The sequence below is a fragment of the Tritonibacter sp. AK171 genome (genome assembly GCF_030127025.1).
GTDB lineage: Bacteria > Pseudomonadota > Alphaproteobacteria > Rhodobacterales > Rhodobacteraceae > Epibacterium > Epibacterium mobile.
In genome coordinates, this window is sequence record NZ_CP126134.1 from 2,474,664 (window position 1) to 2,488,017 (window position 13,354).

Below are 13,354 nucleotides of genomic sequence, written 5' to 3' on the forward strand. Positions count from 1 at the left end.
AGCCCGTCAGACCCGGTGATAAGGGCTGCCGGACAGGATGGTCGCGGCCCGATAGATTTGTTCCGCCAGCATCAGGCGCACCATCATATGCGGCCAGACCATTTTCCCGAATGAAATCGAAAAATCCGCCTCGGCCCGCAGTGAGGGGTCGATCCCGTCTGCGCCGCCGATAATCAGCGCCAGATCCTGCCGCCCCATGTCGCGCCAGCCTGCAAGCCGATCCGCAAAATCCGGTGAAGAGATCACCTTGCCACGCTCATCCAGCGTGCAGATCAAGGCCCCCTTGGGCAGCGCCTTGCGTAACAGATCCGCCTCCGCGCCCATACCGGCGTTTTTCTTGTCCTCGACCTCGATCACCTTGGCCGGGCCAAGACCGAGTGCCCGACCGCTGCGATCAAATCGCTGCAAATAGTCATCGATCAATGTCTTTTCCGGCCCGGTGCGCAACCGCCCGACCGCGCAGATATGCACGCGCATGAGGGATTCCTGATGTCAGAAGGGAAGGCCCGGCGGTTGCATGCGTGCCTGGCGGGACCAAGACTGCAATGCCGGGATATAACAAAGGCCTTTCGGGTCAGGCAACGCCCGACCCGCGACGGGCCTCGGGTACAACCGTCTTTTAGCTGGCGACTGCGCCTGCGGGCAGCCACATCTTCTCGATCTGGTAGAACTCGCGCACTTCGGGACGGAAGATATGCACGATCACATCACCGGTATCGATCAGAACCCAGTCACCTGCGTCCTTGCCTTCGACTTTGCAAGAGATGCCGAATTCATGCTTCAGCTTCTCGGTCAGTTTCTCGGACATCGCCGCGACCTGACGGGTCGAACGGCCAGAGGCCACGACCATATAGTCGCCAATGGACGTCTTGCCGCGCAGGTCAATCCGCGTGACATCTTCGGCCTTGTCGTCGTCGAGAGAGGAAAGGATGCGCTCCAGCAGGTCCTCGCTGGAGAATTGCGGTGCAGAAGCGGCCATCACGGCTGCTCCGGACGGGGCGGCAACTGCCGCCTGAGGTTGGGGTGCCAGGACATTGTCCTCCTTGCTGCGCGCCGACGGACCCCCGGCGCTGGGGATACCTCAAATGTAGCAACAGAGCGCCCCCATTTCAATCAAGCTGCGCCGCACTGCCGCGTGACTGTGACCCAAGGTCATCGGCGTCCCCCGGCGCGCTCTGTCCCTCTGCCATCTGCACAGCCAGTCGATCATTCAAAAGGCGCAACTCCCGCTGCGGGAAGGGAATGGAAATCCCCTCGGCCTTGAACGCATCCCAGAGCGCCAGAAACACATTGCCGCGGATGTTCGTCAGCCCCCCCGTCGGGTCGGTGATCCAGAAGCGCAGGATGTAATCCACGCTGCTGTCGCCGAACCCGACGATATGGCACACGGGCTTCATCCCCTCGCGTTCCAGCACCCGGTCGACGGTCATGGTCGCCGCAATCGCGACCTTGCGGACCAGATGCGGGTCGTCATCATAGCTGGTGCCGAAATTGATATCGAGCCGCACAAACCGGTTGGAATGCGACCAGTTCACCACTTGCGAGGTGATCAGGTCCTCGTTCGGGATCAGATATTCCTTGCCGTCCCGCGTCACCACCGACACGTAGCGCGCGCCCAGCGCATTGATCCAGCCGAAGGTCTCGCCAAGGGAGATCACATCGCCCGGCTTGATGGACCGGTCCATCAGGATGATGATGCCCGACACAAGGTTCGAGACCACCTTTTGCAGGCCAAAACCGATCCCAACGCCGACGGCACCAGACAGAACAGCCAGCCCGGTGAGATCAAAGCCGACCGACCGAATGACGATCACAAAGGCAACCCCATAGAGCAGGACCTGAACGGCCTTGCCCGCCAGCACTTTCATAGATGGGGAGAGATCCTCGTTCCCCTTCAGGCCACGTTCCGCAAGCCCGGAGCCCATCCGCGCCAGCGTCAGCATTGCCGTTGCCAGCACCACGGCCTTTAGCACGACCAGCAACGACAGATGCAGAGAACCGAAATTCAATGCGATGGAATCGAGGATCTGAGCGGTATCGTCCACCAGATTGAACACCGCCAGTGTCGCGTAGATCCACAAAAGCCATGATGCGAGTTTTCGCAATGTCGGATTGGCGATGAACCGCGAGATAAGTGCGATCACCAGCCACGCTGCCGCGAGTTTTGCCACCGCTCCGATCAGGTAACTGCGGGACGGCCATGTGACCTCGCGCATGATCGCGTAAACGGCCCAAGAGAACACCGTGAAGTAGATCAGCGACAACCGCCTGAGCACTTGCACCAGCAAACGCAGACGCCATTTGGGCCAACCCTCACGTGATCTTGCCCATGCTTCCCAACGTCCATGCGTGACCTTGCGCATCACGATGGAGGCCAGCACCAACGCAATGACGATCAGCACCTGATACTGGCGCCAACCGGGGGTTAGCGCCATTTCCCAATAGATTTGCGCCTGCGCGATCAGATATTGCAATGTGCCCTGCACTGCCTCGGGCAGAATGTCTTGCTCCATTCCGGTCCTCCTTCGCTCCAGCATGTCCCGCACGGTGGGCCTGAGGCAAGGGGAACTCCGGAACTTGAGTGCTCACAAGCCCGAGAACGAATCTTGATTGTCGGAAGGTGTGGATATATTCCACAAGGCATGACTCACGTATTGGCTCAGACTATTGCCCTTCAGGACCGCGCGCGACTGCGTGAGCGGTTCTTTGGTGCCGCCCGCACGGTTCTTGCGCGCCTATAAGCTGCGCCGCCAGACCAGTTACGCCAGCACATTTACCCACATACGGGAGAGGACCGATGTCCCCCAAAACACTCTACGACAAGATCTGGGACGCGCATGTCGCGCAAGAGGCCGAAGACGGCACCTGTCTGCTCTATATTGACCGCCATCTGGTTCACGAAGTGACCAGCCCGCAGGCGTTTGAAGGCCTGCGCATGTCCGGCCGCAAAGTGCATGCCCCGGACAAGACCATCGCGGTTCCAGATCACAACGTCCCCACCACTGCGGGGCGCGAAAACCCAGATCAGATGCCGGAAGACAGCCGTATCCAGGTTGCCGCACTGGACACCAACGCCCGCGAGTTCGGCGTGCATTATTACCCGGTCACGGACATCCGTCAGGGCATCGTGCACATCGTCGGCCCTGAAAACGGCTGGACCCTGCCCGGCATGACCGTGGTGTGCGGCGACAGCCACACCGCGACCCACGGCGCGTTCGGCTCGCTTGCCCATGGTATCGGCACTTCCGAGGTGGAACACGTCCTGGCAACGCAGACGTTGATCCAGAAGAAATCCAAAAACATGAAGGTGGAGATCACCGGCAAGCTCTCGCCCGGTGTCACTGCAAAAGACGTGGTTCTTACGATCATCGGCGAAACCGGCACCGGTGGTGGCACTGGCTACGTCATTGAATATTGCGGTGAAGCGATCCGCTATCTGTCGATGGAAGGCCGGATGACCATCTGTAACATGGCCATCGAGGGCGGCGCACGCGCTGGCCTGATCGCACCGGATGAGACCACCTTTGAGTATGTCAAAGGCCGCCCACATGCCCCGAAAGGCGCGCAGTGGGAAGCAGCCGTGAACTGGTGGAAGACGCTCTACTCTGACGACGACGCCCATTGGGACAAGGTCGTCACGATCCGTGGCGAGGACATTGCCCCGACCGTCACATGGGGCACCAGCCCGGAAGACGCGCTGCCGATCACCGCAACCGTCCCCGCACCAGAGGACTTTACCGGTGGCAAGGTCGAAGCCGCGCGCCGTTCGCTGGATTACATGGGGCTGACACCGGGCATGAAGCTCTCGGACATCGAGATCGACACCGTCTTCATCGGTTCCTGCACCAATGGCCGGATCGAAGACCTCCGCGCCGCCGCTGAGATCGTCAAAGGCAAGAAGATCAAGGACGGCATGCGCGCCATGGTGGTTCCGGGTTCCGGCCTCGTGCGGGCTCAGGCTGAAGAAGAGGGCCTTGCTGATATCTTCAAGGACGCAGGCTTTGAATGGCGACTGGCGGGCTGCTCCATGTGTCTGGCGATGAATCCCGACCAGCTGAGCGAAGGCGAGCGATGCGCCTCCACCTCCAACCGTAACTTTGAAGGCCGTCAGGGCTTTAAGGGACGCACGCATCTGGTGTCGCCCGCGATGGCCGCCGCTGCTGCTGTCACCGGCAAACTGACCGACGTTCGCGAGCTCTGAAGGAAGAAACCCATGGATAAGTTCGAAACCTTCACCGGGATCGCGGCGCCAATGCCGCTGGTCAATATCGACACCGATATGATCATCCCAAAGCAGTTCCTGAAGACCATTAAACGCTCCGGCCTTGGCGTGCACGCCTTTGACGAGATGCGCTTTGATCGCGAAGGTAACGAAGTGCCTGACTTCGTGCTGAACAAGCCCGCCTATCGCGAAAGCTCCATTCTGGTGGCAGGCGATAATTTCGGCTGTGGCTCCTCGCGTGAGCATGCGCCCTGGGCGCTGGCGGATTTCGGCATCAAAGTGGTGGTCTCAACGTCCTTTGCTGACATCTTCTTCAACAACTGCTTCAAGAACGGCATGCTGCCGATTGTCCTGCCTCAGGAACAGGTCGACCTGCTGATGTCAGACGCGGAAAAGGGCGAAAATGCCCGCATGACCGTGGATCTTGAGGCGCAGGAGATCACAACCTCGGAGGGCGAGGTCATCAAGTTTGACATTGACCCCTTCCGCAAGCACTGCCTGCTTAACGGTCTCGACGATATTGGCCTGACGCTTGAGAAAGCGGATGCGATCAAGTCCTACGAGGAGCGCGTCGCACAGGAACGTCCCTGGGTCTGATCCGAAGCGATCTGAAGAATACAAAAAGGCCGCCCTGATTAGGGCGGCCTTTTTTTGCAAGTGATACGCCGGCGAACGCTAGGTCAAAAAAAGCGCGGCACACCAGTCGATGTACCGCGCCAGATATTCGCCGAACAGGAACACTTAGCGGCTAAGTCCGCCATGAAGTGTCGGTACGTCCAGACAGCTGAACCCGTAATGACGCAGCCAGCGCAGATCACTTTCAAAGAAGGCGCGCAGGTCGGGGATGCCGTATTTCAGCATCGCCAACCGGTCGATCCCGATGCCAAAGGCAAAGCCCTGATACTTCTCGGGGTCGATCCCGCCCGCAGCGATCACCTTCGGGTGCACCATGCCGGAGCCGAGGATCTCCATCCAGTCGTCACCTTCACCGATTTTCAGCTGGCCATTGTCCCAGCTACAGCGGATGTCGACCTCTGCGGATGGCTCGGTGAAGGGGAAGTGCGACGCGCGGAAACGCAGTTCCACCTCGTCCACCTCGAAGAAGCTCTTCACGAACTCCTCAAGCACCCATTTGAGGTTCGCCATGGAGATGTTCTCATCCAGCGCCAGCCCTTCGACCTGATGGAACATCGGTGTGTGAGTCTGGTCGTAATCGGCGCGATAAACACCGCCGGGGCAGATGATGCGCAGCGGCGCGCCCAGCTTCTCCATGGAGCGGATCTGCACGGGGCTGGTATGCGTGCGCAGCACATGCGGCGGACGATTGTCGCCTTCGGCACGGTGCATGTAAAACGTATCCATCTCGGCGCGGGCCGGGTGATGGCCGGGGATATTCAGCGCGTCAAAATTATACCAATCGGTGTCGACGCGGGGGCCTTCCTGCACCGAGAAACCCATCTCGGCAAAAATCGCGGTGAGCTCTTCTGAAGCCTGCGAAATGGGGTGGATCGACCCTTGCCGACGCGGACGTGTTGGCAAGGTCACATCAAGCCACTCGGAGCGCAGACGCTCATCCAGCGCGGCATCGCCCAAGGCTGCCTTCTTGGCGGCCAGTGCCGAGTTGATTTCATCCTTCAGCGCATTGAGCGCGGGGCCGGCCACCTGACGTTCTTCGGGCGTCATTTTGCCCAGCTCGCGCATTTTCAGGGCCACTTCGCCCTTCTTGCCTACAGCAGCGAGGCGCACGGCCTCCAGCGCGTTTTCATCCGTGGCTTCGGCGATCTGGCCGAGGTATTTTGCTTTAAGATCGTCCATGACGGCCCCTCAAGTCTCGCTTTGTTGTCCTGCTACCACACGAGGCGTCGAAAGCAAGCACCCGAGGGTCATGAGCCGCCACATAGACGGATGTTGTCGCCCTCCATCCACGCCCGTGCTCTTGCGGTGCGGCTAATGCCAACACCTGTCACCAGGAATGCGCAAACCCCTTGCATGCGCAGGCGCAAAGGCCCACTTTGGTCTCATACTTACTTGGGCGCCTTTCATGCATGATCGCATCACACGCAAGTTGACTACGATCCTCGCAGCCGATGCTGAGCAGTTCAGCACGGCCATGACGGCGGATGAGGTCGGCACCTATGCCGAGCTGCAGTCGGCCCGTGATGTGTTTTTCAAACTGATCGAGCGGCACGGTGGCCGGGTGGCAAATACCGCAGGTGACGGGCTGATCGCAGATTTCCCTTCCGTCGTTGAGGCGGTGCAATGCGCCATAGAGGTGCAGCAGGAACTTGCCGCCAAGGACAGTGCCCTTTCCTTTCGTATCGGCGTCAATCTGGGCGACGTGATCTGCGATGGTGACGATCTGATTGGCGAGGGTGTAAACCTCGCTGCCCGTTTGCAAACCATGGCAGAGCCCGGCGGCGTTTTGATTTCGCAGCAGGTCTATGACCATGTGAAAAACAAGCTCACCATCGGGTTTGAATATCTTGGGGACCGTCGCCCTCGCAACCTGACCGAGGATATCGCGGTCTATCGCATCTCACTTGGTGCGCCACGCCCCAGCCGCACCAATCATGCGGGCCGCAGTGCGCAGGTGTGGGAAGATCCCGACCCTTTCTCTGGCGCGCCGAAACGGGATTATGCGCTCCCGGATACGCCCGAAGACACAGATGATCGCCCCCTTAAGGGTTTAGACCGGCTGTTTGGGCGGCGCCTTCCGCTAAGTGATGGCAGCAAGAAACTCGCCGTCGTTGCTGCAGGGTTGTTTCTGTTAGATATTATATCGGGGCGCGGTATCTGGGCTCATTGGCCGATGCTTGCGCTTGCGATGGTGATCGGCCTTCGGGATGGCCACCGCATTCTGGGTCGATCCGAGTTCCTTGGCATCCCGGTGAAACTCTGCGTGATCGCAGGTTTCCTGTTTCTGGTGAACCTGTTCAGCTGGGAAGGCGCGCTCTGGTCGCTCTGGCCGATTGGCGGAATCGCAATATTTTCCCTCTTCAAACGACGTCGCTCGCAGGCTGAATAGACCTGCGCTCAATCACCCCCACCACTCAGCTCCATTGCACCGGTCGGCGGCAGGACCATTCGTAAATCGTGGTATAAAAAAAACCCGCCGGATCGCTCCGACGGGTCCAATTTGTTCGGCTACACCTGAATTCAGGCGGCCAGCGCATCCTGTGCCTGACGCACGATTGCACCGAAAGCTTCGGGCTCGTGAACGGCGAGGTCTGCGAGAACCTTACGGTCCACTTCAATACCGGCCAGGTTCAGGCCGTTGATGAAGCGGGAGTAGGTCAGCGCTTCGTCGTGGCTACGGACAGCAGCGTTGATACGCTGAATCCACAGCGCGCGGAAATTGCGCTTGCGGTTCTTACGGTCACGAGTTGCATATTGGTTGGCCTTATCGACGGCCTGACGGGCAACTTTGAAGGTGTTCTTGCGACGGCCGTAGTAACCTTTGGCTGCCTTGATGACCTTCTTGTGACGGGCGTGAGTGACGGTACCACCTTTAACGCGGGACATATCTCAGATCTCCTCTTAGCGGTCGTAGGGCATGTAGCCCTTGACGATCTTTGCGTCCGGTGCGGACAGGGTGGTGGTTCCGCGGGCATCACGGATGAATTTCTTGTGACGTTTGATCATGCCGTGGCGTTTGCCGGCCTGACCAGCCATGACCTTGCCGGTCGCGGTCACTTTAAAGCGCTTCTTGGCGCTCGATTTTGTCTTCATCTTGGGCATTTCCGTCTCCTTATTCGTAGGTTCGCTACACACGCGACTCGGCATGCCACATTGGCCGGTCGCGCGAACAGGGGTGCCCTTTACGTCAGCTAGTTATAAAGGGCAAGAGATTTTGGTCAGAGAAAGCGTCCCAGAACCCGGAAAAATACATCCGGCACCTCAGCGAGGCTATACCCTCCAGGGTTGGTGAGCACTGCCCATGCAATGCAGCCGCCCCCGAGCACAAGCAGTGCCGCAGCCATTACCGGGCTGCGGCGGTGGGCATAGGCCGAAAAGAACGCCGGCACACCAAGCCAAGCCAATACCAGCCCAGCCACCAGCAACAGATCCGTGTCCATATTTGCCTTACCCCTTAAATACACAGGGGAAAGCGTATTATTCCGGATCGGTGTTGTAAATCAGGCGTTCATCACAAGGCGCAATTCGCAAAATATTGGTGGTTCCGGGCACGTTAAATGGCACACCCGCAGTCACCACAACCTGATCCGTTTCAGAAGCAAAACCGCCCGAACGCGCAGCACGCGCCGCCGAGACCACGGCCCCCTTGAAACGGTCCACCTTGAGGGTGATCACGCAATTGCAGCCCCAGCTGAGACAGAGACGGCGCGCGGTTTTCTCCAGCGGTGTCAGAGCCAGAATCGGCACATAGGGGCGTTCGCGCGCGGTCAGCAGCGCAGTAGTGCCCGATTGAGTAAAACAACAGATCGCCTTAATCTCTGTTTTCTCAGCGATTTCGCGTGCAGCGGCCACAATCCCGTCTGCAATCGTGTCCCCCTTAGAGGACCGCGACGCCGCGATGATGTCACGATATGTCGGGTCTTGCTCCACTTCGGTCGCGACCTTATCCATGGTCTGGACCGCCTCGATCGGGTACTGACCGGCCGCAGATTCTGCGCTGAGCATGATGGCGTCAGTGCCTTCATAGATTGCGGTGGCCACATCTGAAACTTCGGCGCGGGTCGGCATCGGGCTCTCGATCATGCTTTCCAACATCTGAGTCGCCACAATGACGGGCTTCGCCGCTGCCCGGCTCTTGCGCACCAGACGTTTCTGAATTGGCGGCACATGCGATACTGGCAGCTCCACCCCAAGGTCACCACGTGCCACCATGATCCCGTCAGAGGCATCTAGGATTTCGGCAAAATTGTCGACCGCAGCGGGTTTCTCGATTTTAGACAGGATCGCAGCACGCCCATCAGCCAGCGCGCGTGCTTCAAAGACATCCTTGGCGCGCTGCACAAAAGACAGCGCCAGCCAGTCGACACCCAGCTCACACACAAATTCCAGATCAGCACGGTCTTTTTCCGAAAGCGCCGCCAGAGGCAGGATCACGTCAGGAACATTCACCCCTTTGCGATTGGAGATGGTGCCACCGGTGGTCACCACGCAATTGGCGAAATCTTCACCACAATCTTCGACCTTCAGGCGGATTTTTCCGTCATTGACCAGTAGCGACGCCCCCGGCTCCAAAGCTTGAAAAATCTCGGGGTGTGGCAGGCACACACGATCAAGATTTCCTTCAGCCGGATCAAGATCGAGGCGAAATTTCGCACCCTCCTCCAATTCTTCGGACCCATTCGCAAAGACACCAACCCGCAGTTTCGGCCCTTGCAAGTCAGCAAGGATAGCGATGGTGGAATCCAGATCGGCTTCAATCTGACGGATGATCTTGTGCTTTGATGCGATTTCTTCGTGGCTGCCGTGCGACATGTTGAGGCGAAATACATCCGCCCCCGCTTCATGTAGCGCGCGAATGGTCTCGTAGGTCTCGGACGCAGGACCGAGCGTGGCCACGATTTTGACATTGCGCGTGCGTTTCATGGGATCTCCATCCTTCGACAGCCGCCTTTAAATACGGCAATTCTTAAATTTGAATTTGCGTGGACTTGCACGGCATCAGTTCGTGACCGCATCTTCCGTTAACGCAAACATTCTTGTTGGTCTTATGGCTCAATTCGCCCTGCGTCGCAACTCTTCTTGGATTTGGCTACCAACTGATGACAACGCGATGACGCGCATATGACATACCCATTCTATTTGATCGCCAACGCAGCAAGCAACCGCGTTTCCGGGCGAGGTCTACGACTGCACCTGATGACCTCAGCAGAAATTGATCCCGCACCGGCAGCGATCCTGCTACACTGAAACGCAGACATGCCGCGCACAGGCCCAATCGTGGGAACCTCCCACCGGGACCGACCGAGAGCCGCCGCGTCATGTCTGCGCCTTCTTGGCCCGGTCCCGGCTTAGATCCTGCCTGTCCACGCGGCACGCCCCAGCGCGCCACAGGAGGAGCCAAGCCATGTCAGACACCGCCCCCAAAACCATCGGCAACCCAGCCAGTTGGGTTCTGCAATCGATGCAATCCGCCAGTCATGGCACCGCCGATGCAATCGACGAGATCCGCGGCGCATCGCACAGTCGCCCACGTGTTCGAAGCCTCGACATGGCGGATCTTACGCATGCCCTCCGGGCAGGTTGGGACGATTTCAAAGCCGCGCGCTCTGACGCAATGTTTCTGGTGTTCATCTACCCGCTGATCGGCCTTGCGATGGTCGTCAGCGGGTTTCACCTCGAGGTGTTACCGCTTCTGGTTCCGATGGTGATGGGCTTTGCACTCGTTGGCCCCGCCGCCGCCATTGGCCTCTATGAGATGTCGCGCCGCCGCGAAGCAGGCCAACCCATGGGCTGGGCGTCAGCCTTCGCGGTGATACGATCCCCCGCTTTTGCGTCGGTCCTGATGCTCGCCTTCTATCTCGCGGCACTCTTCGTGATCTGGATCATGGTTGCCGAAGCAATTTATGGCGCCACCCTCGGACCAGAGAGCCCTGCTACGCTGAGTGCCTTCGTGCGCGATGTGTTCTACACTTCATCGGGTTGGACTATGATTATTGTTGGCACACTGGTTGGGGCCACCTTTGCATATGCGGCGCTCGCCATCAGCATCGTATCCTTCCCACTCCTGCTCGACCGCCATGTCGGACTTCCGATTGCCGTGGCGACCTCGCTTGAGGTGATGCGCAAAAATCGTGTGGTTTGCCTTGCGTGGGGTGCCTTAGTGGGCCTCATGTTGGTGATCGGCTCAGTGCCTCTGTTTGCGGGCCTGATCTTCGTGGTGCCACTGCTTGGACATGCAACATGGCATCTTTATCGCCGCGCAGTGATGTGAGCGCCGCGCAATGACATGCGGCGCTCGGATTGGGTCGGGACTGAATGACTGGGTTTAGCTGTCGCCAGCCACCTCAAGCACGATTTTCCCGATGTGGGTGGAGCCCTCCATCCGGGCGTGCGCAATGGCCGCCTCCGCCAGCGGGAAGGTCGAATCCATCACCGGGCGCAGCTTGCCCGCCGCAATCAATGGCCACACAGCTTCAATCAGATCACGCGCAATGCGGGTCTTGGCCAAATCGCTTTGCGGGCGTAGCGTCGAACCGGTTACCGTCAATCGCCGCGCCATGATCTGGGCAAAATTGAGTTCTGCCTTAGGCCCTTGCAGAAAGGCGATGTGTACCAGTCTTCCGTCATCGGCCAGCGCTTTGATATTACGGGGGATATAATCGCCGCCCACCATATCGAGGATGAGGTTCGCACCTCCATCGGCTTTCATGATCTCGACAAAATCTTCGTCGCGATAGTTGATCGCCACATCTGCGCCCAACCCAACGCAAGCTGCACATTTATCATCCGACCCCGCGGTGGCGTAAACCCGCGCGCCGAGGGCCGATGCCAGCTGAATTGCCGTGGTTCCAATCCCCGATGATCCACCATGCACCAAAAAGCGCTCGCCCGCAGCAAGTCCCCCACGTGTCACCACGTTGGACCACACAGTAAAACAGGTCTCTGGCAGACAGGCCGCTTCTTTCAGGCTCACACCTTCTGGGAGCGGCAGACAGTGCGCAGCCGGAGTGGCCACATATTCTGCATATCCACCGCCGGGCAGAAGCGCGCACACCTGATCTCCAATGGACCAGCCCGCGACGCCTGCACCGATGGCGACAATCTCGCCGGATGCCTCAAGCCCCGGCAGGTCGCTTGCGCCTTTGGGGGGCGCATAAGCCCCGGCACGTTGCAGCGCATCGGGGCGATTGACACCTGCATAGGCAACACGGATCACCACCTGCCCATGCGCGGCTTCGGGGACTGGCCGCTCCACCATTTTCAGAACGTTTGGAGCGCCAAACTCTGAGATCTCGACGGCACGCATGGTTTGCGGAAGTTCTAAAGTCATCGGTGCGGTCCTCTCCCCTGCATCTCCATTAGAGAGCTATCACCCGCGACGCCTCTGGCCAAGCCATGCCACATTGGCAACGCCCCGCGAATGGACGGGCGCAGGATGTCTCAACCGTCGACGCGGGGCTACTGCCAGCGACCTGGCAGATCATCACGCTGCTTGGGGGCTCGGACATGGCTCAACAGCCAATTTGGCCCTGCCAGCAGCGGCTTCAGCAATGGGTTCTTATTTACGCTGGCCTTAAGGCTCTCAAACTGCATGACATTGTCGATGCGACGATCCAGAAAATCCCAAGTCGCTTGATGCTCGGGACTGTCATCGCCAAGCCAGAATAGCACAGTAGAGGAATAGACCCCCGAAAGCGTTGCTCGTTTGGTGTACCAGTTTGCATCCTCTGACGTATCACCAAGCGCATTCCAGATCGCATCCGCCGTTCCCCAGATCAGTTTGGTGCCCTCAGCGGCGTTTTGCGGCAGCGCAAAGAATGTCGCGCCGCGACGCACTGCTTCTTTGTCGCCAACCGCTTCCAGACGATACCGCACCGCAGCCGCAACCCGGTCACGAAACCGCAAACTCGACAGATCCGCATCCTTCAGCCGTTCCAGCATCTGCGCATCACCGCGTTTGTGATAGGCGACCGCCAGATCCAGCGCATGACGCGGAAATAGCGCCTCGGCAAGGGTTGGATCGACCTCCGAATCAGCAACAGCCGCATCCCAAGTCGCCCTGGTCCAGCCGTCGAATGCCACATGCATCAGCGCCGCATCCAGCAGCTTGGCCTGCAAATCCGCGCCCTGATCGGTGGAATTTCCTTGGTTTTCTGCCATGATGCCCGTGCTCCTTTGTGTCGGCGGCTCCAGTACTAGACAATTTAGGACTGTCTTGCTATACGGCCACTTCCTGCAAATCCTTGCAACTCAACTTAGAAAGGTGGTGAAAACCACATGCAGGTTAGTGTTCGCGACAACAACGTCGATCAGGCGCTCCGCGCCCTGAAGAAGAAGCTGCAGCGCGAAGGCGTCTTCCGCGAAATGAAGCTCAAGCAACATTTCGAGAAGCCCTCCGAGAAAAAAGCGCGCGAGAAAGCTGAAGCTATCCGCCGTGCCCGCAAGCTGGCACGCAAAAAAGCACAGCGCGAAGGTCTCCTCTAAGACCCCTCGCCC

16 protein-coding genes are annotated in these 13,354 nt (G+C 59.0%); 6 read left to right on the forward strand and 10 right to left on the reverse strand.

All coding sequences use genetic code 11. From position 1 onward, the window contains the following. Nucleotides 1-6: 6 nt before the first annotated feature. The 3 genes from rlmH to QNI81_RS11585 all read right to left on the reverse strand — a co-directional run bounded on the left by rlmH (nt 7) and on the right by QNI81_RS11585 (nt 2,513). Complete coding sequence (rlmH, locus tag QNI81_RS11575) at nt 7-477, reverse strand: 23S rRNA (pseudouridine(1915)-N(3))-methyltransferase RlmH (protein ID WP_283966591.1); 471 nt, start codon at nt 475-477, stop codon at nt 7-9. A gap of 142 nt (nt 478-619) precedes the next feature. Then, nucleotides 620-979, reverse strand: a complete 360-nt coding sequence (gene rsfS, locus QNI81_RS11580) for a ribosome silencing factor (protein WP_239322409.1) — start codon at nt 977-979, stop codon at nt 620-622. 130 nt (nt 980-1,109) lie between these two features. Continuing rightward, nucleotides 1,110-2,513: a mechanosensitive ion channel family protein gene (locus tag QNI81_RS11585; RefSeq protein ID WP_283966592.1), complete on the reverse strand. Its 1,404-nt coding sequence runs from the start codon at nt 2,511-2,513 to the stop codon at nt 1,110-1,112. 129 nt (nt 2,514-2,642) lie between these two features. On the opposite strand from QNI81_RS11585, the gene QNI81_RS11590 reads away from it, so the two are divergent. From QNI81_RS11590 to leuD, 3 genes are read left to right on the forward strand one after another with little or no spacing between them, the layout of a single operon-like run. Beyond that, complete coding sequence (locus QNI81_RS11590) at nt 2,643-2,741, forward strand: isopropylmalate isomerase (protein ID WP_074712509.1); 99 nt, start codon at nt 2,643-2,645, stop codon at nt 2,739-2,741. Nucleotides 2,742-2,797: 56 nt separating this feature from the next. Further along, nucleotides 2,798-4,201 (forward strand): 3-isopropylmalate dehydratase large subunit, encoded by a 1,404-nt coding sequence (gene leuC / locus QNI81_RS11595; protein WP_283966593.1) that lies wholly within the window; start codon nt 2,798-2,800, stop codon nt 4,199-4,201. Between the two features lie 12 nt (nt 4,202-4,213). Further along, nucleotides 4,214-4,819, forward strand: a complete 606-nt coding sequence (gene leuD / locus QNI81_RS11600) for a 3-isopropylmalate dehydratase small subunit (RefSeq protein WP_283966594.1) — start codon at nt 4,214-4,216, stop codon at nt 4,817-4,819. A gap of 144 nt (nt 4,820-4,963) precedes the next feature. On the opposite strand, the gene pheS is transcribed toward leuD, so the two are convergent. Next, complete coding sequence (gene pheS, locus QNI81_RS11605; RefSeq protein WP_005614259.1) at nt 4,964-6,037, reverse strand: phenylalanine--tRNA ligase subunit alpha; 1,074 nt, start codon at nt 6,035-6,037, stop codon at nt 4,964-4,966. 226 nt (nt 6,038-6,263) lie between these two features. On the opposite strand from pheS, the gene QNI81_RS11610 reads away from it, so the two are divergent. Then, nucleotides 6,264-7,247 carry an adenylate/guanylate cyclase domain-containing protein gene (locus QNI81_RS11610; RefSeq protein ID WP_283966595.1) on the forward strand — a complete coding sequence of 328 codons (984 nt, stop codon included), beginning with the start codon at nt 6,264-6,266 and terminating at the stop codon, nt 7,245-7,247. Between the two features lie 131 nt (nt 7,248-7,378). Here QNI81_RS11610 and rplT read toward each other — a convergent pair whose 3' ends face one another. The 4 genes from rplT to pyk all read right to left on the reverse strand — a co-directional run bounded on the left by rplT (nt 7,379) and on the right by pyk (nt 9,781). Continuing rightward, nucleotides 7,379-7,744 carry a 50S ribosomal protein L20 gene (gene rplT / locus QNI81_RS11615; protein WP_011539832.1) on the reverse strand — a complete coding sequence of 122 codons (366 nt, stop codon included), beginning with the start codon at nt 7,742-7,744 and terminating at the stop codon, nt 7,379-7,381. A 15-nt stretch (nt 7,745-7,759) separates the two neighbouring features. Then, entirely contained in the window at nt 7,760-7,960 is a 201-nt protein-coding gene (gene rpmI / locus QNI81_RS11620) for a 50S ribosomal protein L35 (protein ID WP_209360579.1), read from the reverse strand. A 116-nt stretch (nt 7,961-8,076) separates the two neighbouring features. Continuing rightward, nucleotides 8,077-8,298, reverse strand: a complete 222-nt coding sequence (locus QNI81_RS11625) for a hypothetical protein (protein ID WP_009177727.1) — start codon at nt 8,296-8,298, stop codon at nt 8,077-8,079. Between the two features lie 37 nt (nt 8,299-8,335). Next, nucleotides 8,336-9,781 (reverse strand): pyruvate kinase, encoded by a 1,446-nt coding sequence (gene pyk, locus QNI81_RS11630; RefSeq protein WP_283966596.1) that lies wholly within the window; start codon nt 9,779-9,781, stop codon nt 8,336-8,338. 481 nt (nt 9,782-10,262) lie between these two features. Between pyk and QNI81_RS11635 the strand changes: the two genes are divergently transcribed. Next, nucleotides 10,263-11,129, forward strand: coding sequence for a DUF2189 domain-containing protein (locus QNI81_RS11635; RefSeq protein WP_126137641.1), 867 nt, complete (start codon nt 10,263-10,265; stop codon nt 11,127-11,129). 54 nt (nt 11,130-11,183) lie between these two features. Here QNI81_RS11635 and QNI81_RS11640 read toward each other — a convergent pair whose 3' ends face one another. After that, nucleotides 11,184-12,188 (reverse strand): NAD(P)H-quinone oxidoreductase, encoded by a 1,005-nt coding sequence (locus tag QNI81_RS11640; RefSeq protein WP_283966597.1) that lies wholly within the window; start codon nt 12,186-12,188, stop codon nt 11,184-11,186. 128 nt (nt 12,189-12,316) lie between these two features. After that, a complete protein-coding gene (locus QNI81_RS11645) occupies nt 12,317-13,018 on the reverse strand; it encodes a COQ9 family protein (RefSeq protein WP_283966598.1) in 702 nt (233 codons plus the stop codon). Between the two features lie 117 nt (nt 13,019-13,135). Between QNI81_RS11645 and rpsU the strand changes: the two genes are divergently transcribed. After that, nucleotides 13,136-13,342: a 30S ribosomal protein S21 gene (gene rpsU, locus QNI81_RS11650; RefSeq protein WP_005614280.1), complete on the forward strand. Its 207-nt coding sequence runs from the start codon at nt 13,136-13,138 to the stop codon at nt 13,340-13,342. The last annotated feature ends 12 nt before the right edge of the window (nt 13,343-13,354 follow it).

Bases quoted from the DNA above. Each gene is read 5' to 3' on its own strand.
- rlmH (WP_283966591.1), bottom strand. From the start codon at position 477: ATGCGCGTGCATATCTGCGCGGTCGGGCGGTTGCGCACCGGGCCGGAA.
- rsfS (WP_239322409.1), bottom strand. From the start codon at position 979: ATGGCCGCTTCTGCACCGCAATTCTCCAGCGAGGACCTGCTGGAGCGC.
- QNI81_RS11585 (WP_283966592.1), bottom strand. From the start codon at position 2,513: ATGGAGCAAGACATTCTGCCCGAGGCAGTGCAGGGCACATTGCAATAT.
- QNI81_RS11590 (WP_074712509.1), top strand. From the start codon at position 2,643: ATGACTCACGTATTGGCTCAGACTATTGCCCTTCAGGACCGCGCGCGA.
- leuC (WP_283966593.1), top strand. From the start codon at position 2,798: ATGTCCCCCAAAACACTCTACGACAAGATCTGGGACGCGCATGTCGCG.
- leuD (WP_283966594.1), top strand. From the start codon at position 4,214: ATGGATAAGTTCGAAACCTTCACCGGGATCGCGGCGCCAATGCCGCTG.
- pheS (WP_005614259.1), bottom strand. From the start codon at position 6,037: ATGGACGATCTTAAAGCAAAATACCTCGGCCAGATCGCCGAAGCCACG.
- QNI81_RS11610 (WP_283966595.1), top strand. From the start codon at position 6,264: ATGCATGATCGCATCACACGCAAGTTGACTACGATCCTCGCAGCCGAT.
- rplT (WP_011539832.1), bottom strand. From the start codon at position 7,744: ATGTCCCGCGTTAAAGGTGGTACCGTCACTCACGCCCGTCACAAGAAG.
- rpmI (WP_209360579.1), bottom strand. From the start codon at position 7,960: ATGCCCAAGATGAAGACAAAATCGAGCGCCAAGAAGCGCTTTAAAGTG.
- QNI81_RS11625 (WP_009177727.1), bottom strand. From the start codon at position 8,298: ATGGACACGGATCTGTTGCTGGTGGCTGGGCTGGTATTGGCTTGGCTT.
- pyk (WP_283966596.1), bottom strand. From the start codon at position 9,781: ATGAAACGCACGCGCAATGTCAAAATCGTGGCCACGCTCGGTCCTGCG.
- QNI81_RS11635 (WP_126137641.1), top strand. From the start codon at position 10,263: ATGTCAGACACCGCCCCCAAAACCATCGGCAACCCAGCCAGTTGGGTT.
- QNI81_RS11640 (WP_283966597.1), bottom strand. From the start codon at position 12,188: ATGACTTTAGAACTTCCGCAAACCATGCGTGCCGTCGAGATCTCAGAG.
- QNI81_RS11645 (WP_283966598.1), bottom strand. From the start codon at position 13,018: ATGGCAGAAAACCAAGGAAATTCCACCGATCAGGGCGCGGATTTGCAG.
- rpsU (WP_005614280.1), top strand. From the start codon at position 13,136: ATGCAGGTTAGTGTTCGCGACAACAACGTCGATCAGGCGCTCCGCGCC.